This is a genomic window from Vibrio eleionomae (genome assembly GCF_009874545.1).
GTDB classification, from domain to species: Bacteria; Pseudomonadota; Gammaproteobacteria; order Enterobacterales; family Vibrionaceae; genus Vibrio; species Vibrio nitrifigilis.
Genome location: NZ_WEKT01000020.1, coordinates 38,654 through 55,382, shown reverse-complemented (window position 1 = coordinate 55,382; position 16,729 = coordinate 38,654). Strand labels below are relative to the sequence as shown.

The following is a 16,729-nucleotide window of genomic DNA, read 5'->3' as shown; positions in this document are numbered from 1 at the left end:
AAGCCAGCATTCATTGAATGCTGGCTTTTAAGATACAGTGGCCACTTTATTTCGCGTGGCTCACGAGTAAATTATGCTTTCACTACTGGAGTCGGTTTTAGCACTGAATAAATAACGGCAGTGACAACCGTACCCACTACGATAGACAGTAGGTATAAACCAGCTTGAGAGATTGCACCTGGAATCGCGAGTACGAATAAACCACCGTGAGGCGCCATCAATTTGATACCAAACAACATTGATAGAGCACCTGTGATTGCACCACCAATCATACATGATGGGATTACGCGGATAGGATCTTTCGCTGCGAATGGGATTGCACCTTCTGAGATGAAGCACAAGCCAAGTACAAAAGCAGCTTTACCACCTTCACGTTCACTTGCTTCAAATTTCTTACGAGCAATAAAGGTTGCAAGGCCCATTGCTAGCGGTGGAACCATACCTGCAGCCATGATAGCCGCCATTGGTAAATATTGGCTAGACGCTAATAGACCCACACCGAACGTGTAAGCGGCTTTGTTGATAGGGCCACCCAAGTCGAAACACATCATTGCACCAAGGATAATACCAAGCAATACGGCGTTCGCATCACCCATCGTATTGAGGAAGTTAGTCATGGCGGTCATGATTTCGGCTACCGGAGTACCGATAACATAAATCATGATGAGGCCAGTGATTAAACTCGCAACAAATGGAATGATAAGGATAGGTTTTAGCGCTTCCATCGATTGAGGAAGTTTGACGTAATCAGCCAACGCTTTCGCTGCATAACCAGCAATGAAACCGGCAATGATACCACCAAGGAAGCCGGAACCTAATGAGCTTGCTAACATACCACCAATCAGGCCAGGAGCAAGTCCGGGACGGTCCGCGATAGAAAATGCAATGTAACCAGCAAGAACTGGAATCATCAATGCGAAAGCTGAACCGCCACCGATTTTCATCAATGCAGCAGGTAGAGTGCCTTCTTGTTCAAACGCTTTAATACCAAATACGAAAGAAAGCGCGATGATCAAACCTCCGGCGACCACAACAGGAAGCATGTGTGATACGCCAGTCATTAGGTGTTTATAAACGCCTTTTTTCTCTTCTTTCGCTGGCTCTGAACTATCGCCGCCAGCTTGTGAGTAGACTAAGGTACTCGCGAGTGCGTTATTGATTTCTTGCTCTGTTTTCTTCAGTGCAGCACCAGTGCTGGTTTTGTAAAGTTTTTTCCCAACAAAACGATCCAGTGGTACGTCGATGTCACAAGCGATAATAACAACGTCTGCCGCTTTGATTTCTTCGGCAGTTAATTGGTTTTTCGCACCAACAGAACCACGAGTTTCAACTTTGATTTCGTGACCAAGACGTTTTGCTTCATCTTCAAGTGCTTCTGCAGCCATGAATGTGTGAGCAACACCCGTTGGACAGGCAGTAATCGCAACGATTTTCTTCGTTGCAGACGTTGTTGCAGCTTCAGCAACCGAGGAAGAAGCCCCTTGGTCTGCAGTTAACTCCGTTGCTTGTTCTGCTGCTTGTTTTAGATAAGCTGAGGCATCAGTAGTGCATGCTGAGATATCACTCTGATACACCTTTTTACCAACAAAACGTGATGTATCAACGGGAGCGTTAGCTGCAATAACGATGAGATCCGCTGCGGCGATATCCTCTGCAGTCAGTGTGTTTTGTGTCAGTACGGTTGAATGACACTCTACTTTAGCGGTCCAGTTTAGCGACTTGGCTGCTTGCTCAAGCAAACCGGCCGCTATGATGCTATTCGCAACGCCGCTTGGGCATGCGGTGATAATGGCAATATTCATAGTTAAGACCTTTTGTCCTTAATTATCAGTAGTTTCACTTACTGGTTGTAATTGGATTTCTTTTTGTAGGGAAGCGAGTTCACTCGCATTAGTCACACCCACACCGACTTGCGTCACTGCTAACGCAGACAATGCAGTAGCAAAGGTGATTAATTCTTCTTTTTGCATTTCTTGCATATGGCCCCAGCACATACCAGCCACTAAAGTGTCTCCGGCACCCACTGTGCTAACCACACTCATACGTGGAGGTTGAGCATGTAGCCACTGGCCTTGGTTTAGCCACATTGTGCCGTTAGCACCCATAGAAACAACGACATTCTCGATGCCTTTGCTCGCTAATTCTGCGGCTGCCGAGCGGCATTGTGCTGGGGTTACTAATTCTCGGCCAACAAATTGAGAGAGCTCTTCATCATTGGGTTTTATTAACCAAGGATGAGCGTCTAACCCAGCAGCGAGTGCTGCACGGCTGCTATCAAATAACACTTTTTTACCAAGTGAGTGCAGTTTTTCAATCCAAGATGCACAAAGTTCAGGAGTTACACCACCTGGTAGGCTCCCTGCAAGTACGAAGAAATCGTGGTCTTGTGCAAGGCGAAGTAGGGTGCGCTCAAATACTTCAACATCGTCAGGTGAGACTTGAATACCAGGGAAATTAATATCGCTAACTTCACCTGATTCTTCGACCAATTTAACGTTTATGCGAGTTGAACCATGAATGCGGACGAATTCATCTTTAGCCCCCATTTCTTCAAATAATTGACAAAACATTTCTTGGTTGTCTGCACCTAGAAAGCCAGTAACAGTCACTTCTGCGCCAAGGTCACTGAGTACTTTAGCCACGTTAACGCCTTTACCAGCCGCGTGCAGATTGGCACTTTTCACTAGGCTCACTGAGCCCACGTTCAATGTGTCTAGGCTACCCGTTAAATCGAGTGCAGGGTTTAATGTAATAGTGACGACTTTTTTCGTCATGAGAGCACTCCTTAGTTTTCGCCTAGACCAGCGGCAATCGCTGCACCGATAGCATCTAATGCTTGAGATGCATCTGCGCCATCAGCGGTGAATTGCAGTTTATGGCCTTGTTTAACACCCAGAGCGATAACTTTCATTAAACTCTTAGCATTAACTTGTTTACCATCACCATCAAGGTTAATGACTTTAATACTAGCTTCGAATTTCTTCGCTTCAGCAACAAGACAAGCACCAGGGCGAGCATGTAAACCATGTGGGTTTTTAATGGTAAATACGCGAGTATTGTCATCAGCAGCTTCGTCGCCAGCTGCTGCTGGAGCAGCTTCGCCATTCAGTAATGCAATGACTGTCTGAGCTGAATCAGCACTGGTGAGTGAGTCTTGCTCTTGTTTGAACACGATGTTGGACAGGTTAGTAAGCAGGGGTTGGTGCGCTGCGTTACATGCAGCGATCGCCACTACCGCTTTCACTTCTTGACCATTGTGCTGGCATGCTTGTGAGGTAGAAACAAAAGAAAGACCAGTACGAGAAACAGATTTATTACTGCTTACCAGCCATAGACCTTTACCAAGATGAGTGGGTTCTTTTGTTACTAGGTCGGCAACAAAATCCGCTGCCGCAGCGCCTTTGTTTTTCAGTAGGCCGCCCGCCACCGCGCTAAGTTGGACAAAATCTGTTGCTGGAAATTTGATTTGAACTAATGATGGAGCAAAGTCAGCCTCAAATTGCACTTCGCCATTTAAGATGGCAATAATTTGCTGTGCGTCTTTCGCATCTTTTAAACTTTCTTCTACACCGTCAGCGGATAAGACTTTGGTCAATTGCTTCAAAATGCCTAAGTGCTCATCTGATTTTGCTGCAATACCAATTGCAACATAAACGGTATTACCATCACCCCAATCAACACCTTGAGGGAAGTGGTGTACAGCGACACCAGTTTGTTGTACTAAATCACGAGTGTCTGTTGTGCCGTGTGGAATCGCGATACCGTTACCCAAGAAAGTCGAATTTTGACCTTCACGGTTTAGCATTCCTTCTACGTAGCCTTCTTGTACTAGGCCTTTTGTGGTGAGATCGGCAGCGATCGCTCGGATTGCATCTAGCTTGTTAGACTGAGCCTGACCAAGTTTGATGTCTTGAGTAGATAGTTGCAGCATGTTTGCCCCTTTGTTTGGCTTTAATAGCCAATTGTTGTAACCACATTTCTTCGTTGTGGTCTGTAGGTTTACGCTATATTAATTAAGGTTGCTGAATCGTTTCAGCTAGTGCCTAAAAAAATTCAGCAAAACCCACTGTTAACATCAGTAATTGATATCTTGCGTATTAAGATTTAGTCGAAAAATCTCAATAATGCGAGTTGTTGGTGACTTTGCTGAATAATTTCAGCTGTCATACTGAATCGATTCAGCATATAATTCAACATCAACAAGGATCGAGTGGTTATTTCTATGATCAGCCGCACATAATAAGAGAACACGACATGACGTTAGAAGAAATTGCCAAATTAGCCGGAGTATCCAAAACAACTGCCAGTTATGTCATCAACGGCAAGGCCCACAAGTATCGCATCAGTGACAAAACCCAAAAGAAAGTGATGGAAGTGGTGGATGCGCATAACTATCGTCCTGATCATGCAGCGTCTGCATTACGGGCTGGGAATAGCCGTTCGTTTGGTTTAATCATTCCAGATCTAGAGAACATAAGTTACGCACGTTTAGCCAAATTGTTGGAACAAAATTCTCGCCAAGCTGGGTATCAAATTTTAATTGCTTGTTCTGACGATAGCGTTGAGACAGAAAAAACGGTGGCGAATACGTTGGTCGGACGCAGAATTGATGCGCTATTTGTCGCGAGTGCGATTCCTAATGCGAGCGAGTTCTATCTAAAACTTCAAACGTCAGGTACGCCGGTTATTGCGATTGACCGTCCGTTAGATGATGAATTTTTTGCCTGTGTCATCAGTGAGGATTTTAACGCCGCTCATGAACTGACTGAATCGGTATTATTTGATGAAGTTAAAAGTGTGGGGCTAGTGGGGGCATTACCGAAGCTGAGCGTCTCGCAAGAAAGGCAGATGGGATTTGAATCAGCAGTTAAAGAAAGAGGGCTAACACCACTACTTGGCTACGGAGAACACTTTAACCGTGCTGATGGCCGTCGTGTATTTCAAACATGGGTCGATAAGGGATGTGTTCCTGATGCGGTTGTGGCGACATCCTACACTTTGGTTGAAGGCATCTTAGATGTGTTAATCGAAAATCCGGATATCATGCAACGTATTCGTTTAGCGACCTTTGGTGATAACCGCTTGCTCAATTTCCTACCGATTAAGATTAACTCACTGCCTCAACAGTTCGAGTTGATTGCCGATAGTGCCCTTGAATTAGCGCTAAACGCGTCGGCAAAACGTTACCAAAGTGGCATTGAACTTATTCCGCGTAAGTTAAAAGTGCGTATTGATAGGTGATTTTCTACATAGAATGACCCTACCTTCAAACCAGTGATTTGCCTAGACGCGCGTGCATGCTCATTAAGAGCGCCTCTTAAAATCGCCAGGGTATATAAATGTCCATTTACTGGACATTTTTTGTCTTATTGGCCGCTTTTGCTATTGCTTCATTAGAGAAATGATTCACAATAAGCACATTAGATCTAAATAGTTTTAAAATATGTGTTTACTGAGCCAATTATCTGTTTAGTAACATAGTTTTGCGACAGTTTAGAATGATATGTTTGGCTAGCGATTTAAATAACAATAGGAACGTAATGAAGTTTCTCCATACCTCAGATTGGCATTTAGGCCGTCAGTTTCACAATGTATCTCTACTTGATGATCAAGCTTTAATATTACAACAACTTGTTGATTACGTCCGACACCATCCTGTCGATGCCGTTATTGTCGCTGGTGATATTTATGATCGCTCGGTTCCTCCTACTCAAGCTATTCAATTACTTAATCAGGTTGTTTCTGATTTATGTCAGTCGCTTAATACGCCCGTTATCATGATTCCCGGTAATCACGATGGAGCGGCACGTCTTGGTTTTGCAGCTGAACAGATGAAAGCATCTGGACTCTATATTATTTCCGATTTTTCCCAAATGCTTGAACCGGTTGTGTTGAGTAGTGAGCTGGCGGGAGAGGTAGCATTCTATGGGATGCCATATAACGATCCTGAGTTGGTACGGCATCATTTTAATGTCACGGTTTCAACACATGATGAAGCCCACCAAGTATTATGCGAAAAAATAGTTGCCCAGTTTGATACGTCACAGTGTCACGTATTGATAAGTCACTGTTTTGTGGATGGGGCTATCGAATCAGAATCGGAACGTCCACTTTCTATTGGTGGCTCAGATAGAGTGAGTCATGAGCATTTCCTTCCGTTCGATTACGTTGCTTTGGGGCATTTACATCAGCCTCAATATAAAGGGGAAGCTTTCATTCGTTATTCTGGCTCATTGATGAAATACAGTTTTTCTGAGCAACATCAGAAGAAAAGTATGACATTAGTGGAATTAGACAAAACAGGCTTTGTTTGTGCAACCCAGATAGAATTACATGCTGCCCACGAAATGCGCATTATTGAAGGAAACCTAGCGGATATTCTCGAGCAAGCCGCAGACGACCCTCGCCCAGAAGATTATTTACTTATTCGCTTAACCGATAAGCACGCCATTTTAGATCCAATGGAAAAATTGCGTCAGGTCTATCCAAATGTTTTACACATTGAAAAACCAGGCATGTTGATTGGCATTGACCAAGAGATGAGCAGCCAACGTTTAAAGCGAAATGAAATAGACATGTTTAAAGACTTTTTTCAAGAGGCCAAGCAAGAACCATTAACCCGCGAACAAGAACAAGCTATAGCGACGGTCATTGCAGATCTGAAAAAAGGGGAAGAGTAATCTTATGCGACCAATAAAACTCTCATTACAAGCTTTTGGCCCATTTGCGGGTGTTGAACAAGTAGAATTTGATAAATTTGGTGCTGCGCCGCTTTTTCTGATTAACGGCCCTACCGGTGCAGGTAAAAGCTCCGTATTAGATGCCATCTGTTATGCCTTATACGGAGAAACAACGGGCAGTGAGCGGACTGGGGATCAAATGCGATGTGATTATGCCGATCCCCATTTAACCACTGAAGTGCGTTTCGAGTTTTCTCTTGGTGATAAGCAGTACGCTGTAGTTCGCAGTCCTGATCAAGAAGTGCCGAAAAAACGTGGTGAGGGCTTTACTCGTAAAACTCATGCTGCGACGTTAACCCAAATTACCCAAGGCGAAGAAACCTTGTTGGCCAATAAACCAACGCCGGTACGTAAGGCCATCGAGGAATTGATTGGTTTAGAGGTGAATCAGTTTCGTCAAGTTATGGTGTTACCTCAAGGTAAATTTCGCGACTTACTCATTGCCAATTCAAAAGATCGTGAAGTTATTTTTGGTCAGCTGTTTCAAACTCAAATTTATACACAAATTGAACGGGCACTGTTTGATAAAGCGGCTGGGATTCGAAAAGAAAAAGACCAATTTGATAACCAAATAAAAGGAGCACTTGATGTTGCTTCTATAGCCAGTGAAGCTGAGTTACAACAAGAACTTAGCGTGACAAAACCACTTGTGGAACAGAGTGAACGTGAATACCAAGCTCAGCAAAACAAGCGCGATGAGATTAAACAGCAACTCTCTCAAGCTGAGCTGTTAGTGGGGAAATACAACCAGCGCGAATCATTAAACAAAGATCTGCAGGTTCTCAATCAATCCACGTCACAGATAGAATCAGACAAAATTCGACTTGTTAAAGCGCGGCAAGCATCTCAATTAACAACGATTTATCAGCCTTTTCACTCAGCGCAACAACAACTAGACGTTGTGACGCTTAAACAAAAACAGGCACAAGTCGAATTTGAATTATGCGAAAAGCAGTTAAAAGAAGCCGAGTTGGCGGCTAAGCAAGCGACTCAGAACGCATCGGTCATTCCTGACAAAAATAAAACCTTGTACGAACTGCAAAGTATCGAAAAGAACATACGTTTGATTGGCGAACATGAGCAGCAACGAGTAACCGCTGACCAAACTGTGAAGGCGGCTCAAGAATTTCGAACCGTGCTAGAAGGGCGTATTGCCAAAGGTGAAGTTCACGTAAAAGAAAAGCGCGCAGAGTTAGAAGCGTTGAAAGAGAAGGTTGCACAAATCGATGTGAAACAGTGGCAACTTAAGACTCTCGGTCAGAACATCGAATTACGACACAAAGAACAAGCATTACAGACTAAATTACAGGCTTTACTATCTAAAAAAAGTGAGGCAGAAACCCAACTTGTGCAGTCAAAAGCAATCTCAGAAGCGAGTCGCGTAGCGGCAAATAAACTTGAGTTACAATGGCATCGTAATCAAGCGGCGCTTCTGGCAGCAACGTTGGAAGATGATCAACCCTGTCCAGTGTGCGGTAGTCATACACACCCGGCTCCGGCTATGGCTGATGGTGACGTTGTCACTAAAGAGCAAGTGGATAATGCCAGAACTATCCAGCAAAGGGATTATGACCATGAAGTTATGCTGGCTAACTCAGTAGAAAAAATAGTGGTTGAGATAGAGCATTTGCAAAGTGAAATACAGCAGTTGCTCGTACAGCTAGCTGAAGTGCCACAATTAGCCGAACTCAATCAGAATAAAAAAGCATTGCAACAGGAGCTTGAGCAGTTATCTGCGCTCGACGTTCAACAGCACAGTCTCATGCTTGATAAAGCAGAGAAAAAATTGGTTGCATTACGTGAAGAGTACCAGCGTCAGCTTAGTGTGATCGAAGAGGCTCAGAAAAATCAAACGCGGTTGCAAACAGAGCTAGATTCTCTAAATCAATCATTGACTCCAGAATTAGACACGTTAGAAAAAGTGCTTTGTCATAAACAGGCATTGGAACAAGAGATTGCTCAGTTAACCACGCAAGAACAGCAGACACAGCAACATTTTGTCACAGTACAGAACCAATTATCGGCTCTTCTCTCTACGGTAGAGTCCTTAAATCAGCAAATAAATCAGTGGCAGTTAGACGTTGATGTCAATGAGAAAAAGTGGCAGTCTGCATTAGAACAAAGTGGTTTTAATAATTTGGATGAATATAAGCTATCCATAATGGACAAAGAGGCGCAAGATCAGATTCAAGCGAGAGTTTCTGCGCATGACAGTCAATTATCAAAACTGTCTGGGCAAGTTGAAGCGCTCGATAAAGAGCTAGAAAACCAACCTAAACCTGAGGTTGAGCCGATTAAAGATAAACTCTATGAATGTCAAACTGGGGTCAATCGCACATTTCAAGTGTTTACACAATATAAGTCTAAGTTAGATAATCTCACCCAAGTCGCACAAAAGTTAAAATTGCTTTACCAACACAATGAAACACTCGAAAAAGAATATCAGGTGTTTGGTACATTAAGCGATATTGCTAACGGGAGAACTGGAGCAAAAGTCAGTTTACATCGTTTCGTTTTAGGTGTGCTACTCGATGATGTTCTCATACAAGCATCACAAAGATTGCAAATCATGAGTAAAGGCCGCTATTTGCTTAAACGTAAGCAAGAACGAGCTAAAGGTAACGCAGGTTCGGGGCTCGATTTAATGGTCGAAGATGGTTATACCGGAAAATGGCGTGATGTCGCGACATTATCGGGCGGTGAATCATTTATGGCTGCTCTGTCGTTAGCGCTCGGTGTCTCGGATGTGGTTCAATCCTATAGTGGCGGTGTGCGTTTAGATACGTTATTTATTGATGAAGGGTTTGGTAGCCTTGATCCAGAGTCTTTAGATTTAGCAGTTCAGACTCTGGTAGACCTGCAGCAAGGTGGACGCACCATTGGCATTATTTCACATGTAAGTGAACTTAAAGAACAACTGGCATTAAGGTTAGATATACAAACTTCCCGCAGTGGAAGTGTTATAAAACTTATTGCTTAGCGATGAAAATCGCATACAAAATTAAAATAACAAGGCCTATGTGCCACATAAATAAGATAACAACGTCGTAGTGACAGATAACATAAGTAGAAACGGTATAATGATATCTAAGTCTAGTTGGTTGATTACATGGATGTAATCAAAAGAGTTTATCAATACGCGGAGCCAAATCTAACGATCATTGGTTGGCTGGGGGCCATCGGTTACCCGCTGTACTATGTATTGTGGCAATATCTATTTCCGCAACCCTATGAATCCTTGCTGCTCAGAGCAGTAGGGAGTGCTTTGTTTCTTATTTTAGCACTGCGTGATCGTCTTCCTAAGCAATGGCAACCTAAGCTACCTTATTTCTACTTCATTGCTGTTTTATATGGGCTTCCTTTCTTTTTCGGCTTCATGCTGTTTATGAACCAGTGGTCAACAGTGTGGGCGATGTCGTTTATGGCATCACTTTTCCTACATATATTATTAGTTCATGAACCTAGAGTCATGATGGCGCAATCACTGTCGGGCGTTATAGGCGCTTATTTGGTGGTGTCAGTCTTTGATAGTGATCAAACGCATTTGCTAATCGAATGGGCTTATATTCCTATATTTGTGTTTACCTATGTTTTTGGCAATCTGTTTAATTTCCGTAATCGTGTGACACATGACACCAAAGTGTCTATCGCTCGCTCGTTTGGTGCGGGTATTGCTCATGAAATGCGTAATCCATTTAGTGCGCTAAAATCTTCGATCGATGTGTTGAAAACAATGGTTCCTGAAGAGTCAACGGGCAGTCACGGAACAAAATCTTATCAGATGCAATCGAGCGATGTTTCATTAGTGAATGAAATTTTGCGCAATGCCAGTGAAGTCATTCGCTCAGGGAATGAAACGATTGATTTATTGCTCACCTCGATAGATCAAAATCGAATTTCGGCCAAATCGTTTAAAAAATACGATGCAACAACGGTTGTACAACGCAGCCTCGATTCTTTTGCTTATAAACGTCCGCAAGATCGCCATGCAGTGCGTTGCCACGCTGGACATGATTTTGAATTCTTTGGTAGCGACACCTTATTAAAATTCACACTCTATAATTTATTGAAGAACGCGTTCTACTACCAAAATAATGAACATTTTCATATTGATATTGAACTGAAAGAACAGGATGATATGAATGTGATTACTGTGAGAGACAATGGTATCGGTATCGAATCCCATTTATTGGAAGAAGTGTTTAAAGACTTTTATACCTTCGGTAAACCTCACGGATATGGTTTAGGATTGCCATTTTGCCGGAAGGTCATGCGCTCTATTGGTGGTGATATATATTGTACCTCTGTCTTTGGTGAGTGGACTCAGTTTACGTTAACTTTCCCTAAATACAGTTCACCGATTACCAATCAGATGAAAACGGAGTTACTGGCTAGTAAGTCAATTCTCTATATCGGAAAGCCAGGGTTAGCAACACGAGTATTGGATCAACAGGCGTTTTACTTGCAGTATCATTTTGAAGTAGTGACGTTACAAGCCTTCCTCGATAACCGTAAGACTGACTCAGAACACGATTTAATTCTGGTTGATTTAGAAAATGTGGGTGTAGATTGGCAACCTCTAGAATTATTGCGCTCTCGGCTTAATTTCTCACAATCAAAAGTCGCTTACCTTTATGATAGCAATCACTATTACCCGATTGATATCCAAGCCGAAAAAGACATCTACCCATTAGAATTTCGCGTATTACAGCTCGACACTGAGCAAATTCTTGATTCTTTACTGTTTGATTCTCAAGATATTATAGAAGCGCAAACGATGACGATTCTAAATGAGATCAGTGAAGAAGCCATTGCGGAAGTCAGTGGAGAATCTTCGAACAAAAGGGTGCTGATTGTTGATGATAATCACTCTTTACGTGCAGTGACGGTCTTGTTACTTCGTAAGCTGGGTTTCGATGTCATAGAAGCAGACGATGGGCAGCATGCCATTGAGATGCTAGACGGCAATGATGTGGACTTGGTATTGATGGACATTGAAATGCCTATTATGGATGGTCTAGAAGCGACAAAAGCCATTCGGTTATCAAACAAGCGTTACAGTAAAATTCCTATCGTTGGCTACACCGGAGATAATAGTCCACAAGCGATTCGTAATGTTCATGCAGCTGGGATGGACGATCACATCTTTAAACCAGCTGAGAAGCAGACATTACTACATACGATTGAAAAGTGGGCGTAAGCTACGCTGAGCCGAGAGATGCGGCTGCTCATACTGAAATAGCGCGCGAGGTTTAGCTCAGTTATCCTTAAGACTCAGTTATCTTTAAAACAAGGCTATAAAAAGATTGAATGCTTATTTTATCCAGCTTTTAGAGTGGTTTTGAGCTTCAAACCAATGTCTTGTTCAAGAGATCAGACATCCTGAGAGTTCAAGGTCATTTAGGTAATAGAATGGTACTCAGATACAACAATGCCGCGTAATAACGCGGCATTGTTGTATGTGTAATACGAGAAACGATTACATAGGCTGGTTGCTGGTTTGTTGAACCTGCTGCGGAGCCTGTGTATCTTGCTGAGGTAAATCGTCTTGTTGGAGTTTTGCTTTTTTCAGTGTACGGTGCAGCAATTGACTGTAGATCGGTTGCCCACCCAATAACTGGGCAAAAATCACGGCACCTAAGCAGGTAATGATTAAAGGCAAAATTAAGTAATAGTTATTGGTCATTTCAATCACCAATAAAATGCCTGTTACCGGAGCACGCACTGTTGCAGCGAATAGGGCACCCATACCTGCAATGGCGAACATTCCTGGAGTGATATCTAATCCTGGGAATAAGCTTTGTGCGATCAAGCCAAATGCATAGCCGAAAAGCGTACCTAAAGCGAGCATTGGTGCAAAAATACCACCAGGAGCACCAGAGCCAAAACAGCATAATGTAGTGAATATACGCCCAATAAATAACAGAATTAGAATTCCAGCAGCGTATCCACCCTCAGTAATAGTAGGAATAAGTGAAATGCCACCTCCGGTTAATTCTGGAACATAAAGCAGAGTTAAACCAAAAATGCCACCAATGATACCGCCTATAATTAAATAACGTTTACGATCGTTACGATGTAATTTAGCGAAAAAGTCCTGAGCTTTGGTAATTAATGTATTAAAAATAACGCCAAAAATACCAAAAAGAATACCAAGTAAAAGAAATAGTCCTAATGAGACTAATTCAGGTGCGTGATATTGTGGCATCTTAATAACGGCTTCTTGGCCATTAATAATGCGAAAGACAATATCAGACATGACCGATGAAATAATCACAGCTTTAATCGAGATTAAGCTATAGCGGAATTGAGGACGCATTTCCTCAACCACAAACATGATTCCAGCTAACGGTGCGTTAAACGCAGCGGAAAGACCGCCGGCAGCACCTGCGGCTAAAAGTGAATGGCGGGTATCTGTATTTTTCACACGGAAAATATCAGAAATCATGCGACCAATGGCACCGCCCATTTGTACGGTAGGACCTTCACGGCCAAGGACCATGCCTGAGCCTAGCGCACCCATACCGCCGAAAAATTTAACCGGTAGCACGCGCCACCAGCGTACGGGACGCATTCCATCCATCGCACCTTCGATTTCAGGGATGCCAGAGCCTGCAGCTTCAGGACAAAAGCGGTGTGTTAAGTAATAACCCAATATCGCTAAAATGGCACTAATCAAGAATGCAGCTACGCCAAGAGGTAACATACTTGCGATTTGAGTAGACAACCAGTTTGTGCGGCTTTCAGAAACCAAACGAACAGCATGTTCAAAATAAGTACCGACAAAGCCAGATAATATGCCAACCAAAACAGACAAAAGTAAAACAGAAGCAGGGGCTTTATCGATCGAGAGAAATTGGTTAATGGTATCTTTTGGAACTTTGGCTAATAAACTATGGGTTAATCTCTCTCTGGCGGTCATTTGAATTGGGCCCTCTTGGCTTGAAGACTAAGGAAAACAGCTTTTCAGCTGGGATTATACGCTCGAAATAAATGAACCATATATCTATAAATGGAATGTTGTATTCCAGATATGGAGTGACGTGCTTCAACTATTTTTAAAATAGAACGATCTAGCTAACATTTTAATGTCTATTATCTAATTTATTGCTCAATATTCTTTGCTTTTGATCAAAAGTATTTCAAGGTTTCATCAATTCCTCGTCGTGATATTTCAAGAGAATCGAATTGAAGTAATAAGTCATCTTTCGTTTATTACTTAATGTCATTTTAAGCGCTCGCTATCATAACAGAGTTGGGGCTTTAACCAATAAATCTAATGTAAGTATTTACCGTTGAATGGGAAAATAAGTGTGTTTTTAAGCCATAAATTCAATTTTTAGCATTAAGTGCTAATTAAATATGGTTTATACCCAAGTAACCTCAAGATACAGGATTCAGAGCTTCATCAACGAGCTTAGGTCAAGCTCAATCACGGCAGGAATGGTCATTCCCTTTCAACGTGATTGAGCGCAGAAATAGGTTTGTCGATGAGCTCCCGAAGGGAGAGTTTTATTCGCTCCTAGGCTGTGTTACTGATTTTCAACGTAGAATGACTATGTCCTCAAATCAGTGCCTTGCCTATGAGCGAATACATTCTCGCTGAAACAGCATCTTGAGGTTACTTGGGTATATGATATTGATGCAGCTAGATTCTCCAATAGATTTGGGTATACTTCCTGCAAAAGGAGTACCTAATGTCTTATAAAGTTCCTACCAATATCATCACTGGTTTTCTTGGCGTCGGTAAAACGACGACCATTCTAAATCTCTTAAAAAATAAGCCTGATAATGAGAAATGGGCCGTGTTAGTCAACGAATTTGGCGAAATTGGTATCGATGGTGCAATGATGTCTGAGCAAGGGGCATTAATTAAAGAAGTACCAGGTGGATGCATGTGTTGTTCTGCTGGTGTGCCGATGTCCGTCAGTATTACGGCTTTATTGCGCCAACAGCCAGATCGCTTGCTCATTGAACCAACAGGGCTTGGCCATCCGAAAGAAGTGGTAGCGATTTTAACGTCGGATCAATATAAAGATTATGTTGATCTTAAATCGACCATCACATTGGTTGATCCGCGCAATTTTAAAGATGACCGTTACACTTCAAATCAAAATTTTAACGACCAACTCGATTGCGGCGATATTATTCTTGCCAGTAAATCTGACCTTGCTCAACCTGAAGACTTAGCCAATTTTGAGCAATGGTTAAGTCAGCAACAGCCAAGTAAGCTTTATAGTGCGCTTATCGTTGCAGGGGAAATCGATCCGCAACTTCTTTCTCTTGACCGAACCAGCTCAAGTGCTTCGAATTATATTGAGCCTCATCATCATGAGCATGCTGATCAAGAACCACAATTTGCATTGGCACCGGGTGAGGCCTATGTTCGCCGTGAAAATCGTGGGCAAGGGTATTACAGCTGTGGGTGGCTATTTGGTGCTGAATATCATTTTAATTTTGATGATATCTTTTCGCTATTGAGTGACTTACAAGCTGAACGCGTAAAAGCGGTGGTTAATACCGATAAAGGGTGTTATGCGTTTAACGTTTCTAACGGTGTTGTGTCTGTAACAGAGATGACGTTAGAAGGGTTTGAGTCACGCATTGAAGTCATCGATACTCAGCTTATGGCTTGGGATGAGTTAGAAAAAATCCTACTTAAACTTGCTGGGATTTTAGTGCCGTTCGAATGGACATTACAAAAGCCAACACGCTAACCTATAAAAATTACCCCCCTCAGATGAGGGGGGTTAATTCGTTATTTGACTTTAGATTAACGCTTATTACGTAAATAACGTTTGCGGCGTTCTTCTTTTCGTTTCGCTTTATCTTCTGCCTTTTGCGCTTCATCAATTTCAACTTGAATGAGCTCTTCAGTGATCATCTCCGGTCGCTCTAATGTAATTTGACCTAGGGTGCCTTGGCGTAGTTCGTGAAGTAAGATTTCAGACGCTTTATGTAAGTCAACACGGCCTCCAGCACGCAATGCGCCACGTTTACGGCCTATTTCTTCCATCCATTCTAAATCCGACTCAGGCGCTTCGTCGATTTGATAACGTGCTTTAAGTTTGTCTTGGTAGTGTTCAGCAAGATATTCAACGGTATAAAAGGCCACTTCATCGTATTCCATCGCCGTATCTTTAATCGCACCTGTGGCGGCTAAACGAAACCCACTGTGCGGGTTTTCCACTTTCGGCCATAAAATTCCCGGAGTGTCTGACAGTACAACACCATTTTGCAGGTTAATGCGCTGCTGACGTCGGGTTACGGCTGGTTGGTTACCCGTTTGCGCAATTGTACGACCCGCAAGAGAGTTGATGATCGTTGATTTACCCACGTTGGGAATACCCATGATCATGGTGCGAATGTTTTTGCCAATTTCTTCGCGATGTGGCGCCAGTTTGCGGCAAAGTTCTAGTATTTTTTGTACTTCTTGAGGTTGCGATGTGGTAATGGCCATCGCTTTTACCCCTTGCTCTTTTTCAAGATGTTCAATCCATAGCTCAGTGGTTTCTGGATCGGCAAGATCGCGTTTGTTCAGTACCTTAACGACCGGTTTATCGCCGCGGATCTGAGAAATTAATGGATTTTCACTACTAAACGGGATTCGGGCATCTAAAACTTCAATGATGACATCAATTTGTGGAATGACTTCTTCGATCTCTTTACGGGCTTTATGCATGTGACCCGGAAACCATTGGATTTTATTGCTAATCATTGAAATTGAAACCTTTACTTCAAATTAATAGGGTGACTGCAGGTAATCTCTAAGCGCGGTGCAAAGGTTGAGCATAGTTCAACCGATATGTTTTGTAACTTTATATCTTCGCCAAAGATAAACGATGACGTTTTCCTATCACTTAGGATAAGAACGCGCTGCAGTAAACTGGGCGCGAATTCTATCATTGAACCGTAAGTAACAGCAAAAATAACTGTTTAGCTCAATCCTAACTAGTAATGTAATCGTTTGCGCTGTATGATTCGCCGGC

General features: G+C 42.6%; 10 protein-coding genes. 5 read left to right on the top strand and 5 right to left on the bottom strand.

Annotated features, from left to right (window positions below; genetic code table 11):
- Positions 1 to 71: 71 nt before the first annotated feature.
- The 3 genes from fruA to fruB are packed head-to-tail and all read right to left on the bottom strand — an operon-like array spanning position 72 to position 3,931.
- On the bottom strand, positions 72 to 1,802 hold the full coding sequence (gene fruA, locus F9817_RS12225; protein ID WP_161155899.1) for a PTS fructose transporter subunit IIBC: 1,731 nt from the start codon (positions 1,800 to 1,802) through the stop codon (positions 72 to 74).
- Positions 1,803 to 1,820: 18 nt separating this feature from the next.
- Positions 1,821 to 2,774 (bottom strand): 1-phosphofructokinase, encoded by a 954-nt coding sequence (pfkB, locus tag F9817_RS12220; protein WP_161155897.1) that lies wholly within the window; start codon positions 2,772 to 2,774, stop codon positions 1,821 to 1,823.
- Positions 2,775 to 2,785: 11 nt separating this feature from the next.
- Positions 2,786 to 3,931: a fused PTS fructose transporter subunit IIA/HPr protein gene (fruB, locus tag F9817_RS12215; protein ID WP_161155895.1), complete on the bottom strand. Its 1,146-nt coding sequence runs from the start codon at positions 3,929 to 3,931 to the stop codon at positions 2,786 to 2,788.
- A gap of 323 nt (positions 3,932 to 4,254) precedes the next feature.
- Between fruB and cra the strand changes: the two genes are divergently transcribed.
- The 4 genes from cra to F9817_RS12195 all read left to right on the top strand — a co-directional run bounded on the left by cra (position 4,255) and on the right by F9817_RS12195 (position 11,940).
- Positions 4,255 to 5,241, top strand: a complete 987-nt coding sequence (gene cra / locus F9817_RS12210; RefSeq protein ID WP_161155893.1) for a catabolite repressor/activator — start codon at positions 4,255 to 4,257, stop codon at positions 5,239 to 5,241.
- 299 nt (positions 5,242 to 5,540) lie between these two features.
- The gene (locus F9817_RS12205; RefSeq protein ID WP_161155891.1) at positions 5,541 to 6,680 is read left to right on the top strand and encodes an exonuclease SbcCD subunit D; all 1,140 of its coding nucleotides are present in this window, start codon (positions 5,541 to 5,543) and stop codon (positions 6,678 to 6,680) included.
- 4 nt (positions 6,681 to 6,684) lie between these two features.
- Positions 6,685 to 9,720, top strand: a complete 3,036-nt coding sequence (locus F9817_RS12200; protein ID WP_161155889.1) for an AAA family ATPase — start codon at positions 6,685 to 6,687, stop codon at positions 9,718 to 9,720.
- Between the two features lie 129 nt (positions 9,721 to 9,849).
- Complete coding sequence (locus F9817_RS12195; RefSeq protein ID WP_161155887.1) at positions 9,850 to 11,940, top strand: ATP-binding response regulator; 2,091 nt, start codon at positions 9,850 to 9,852, stop codon at positions 11,938 to 11,940.
- Positions 11,941 to 12,219: 279 nt separating this feature from the next.
- Here F9817_RS12195 and clcA read toward each other — a convergent pair whose 3' ends face one another.
- Positions 12,220 to 13,662, bottom strand: coding sequence for a H(+)/Cl(-) exchange transporter ClcA (gene clcA, locus F9817_RS12190; protein WP_161155885.1), 1,443 nt, complete (start codon positions 13,660 to 13,662; stop codon positions 12,220 to 12,222).
- Positions 13,663 to 14,437: 775 nt separating this feature from the next.
- Here clcA and F9817_RS12185 point away from each other — a divergent pair.
- Positions 14,438 to 15,457, top strand: coding sequence for a CobW family GTP-binding protein (locus tag F9817_RS12185; RefSeq protein WP_161155883.1), 1,020 nt, complete (start codon positions 14,438 to 14,440; stop codon positions 15,455 to 15,457).
- 56 nt (positions 15,458 to 15,513) lie between these two features.
- Here F9817_RS12185 and ylqF read toward each other — a convergent pair whose 3' ends face one another.
- Positions 15,514 to 16,458, bottom strand: a complete 945-nt coding sequence (ylqF, locus tag F9817_RS12180; RefSeq protein ID WP_161155881.1) for a ribosome biogenesis GTPase YlqF — start codon at positions 16,456 to 16,458, stop codon at positions 15,514 to 15,516.
- Between the last annotated feature and the right edge of the window lie 271 nt (positions 16,459 to 16,729).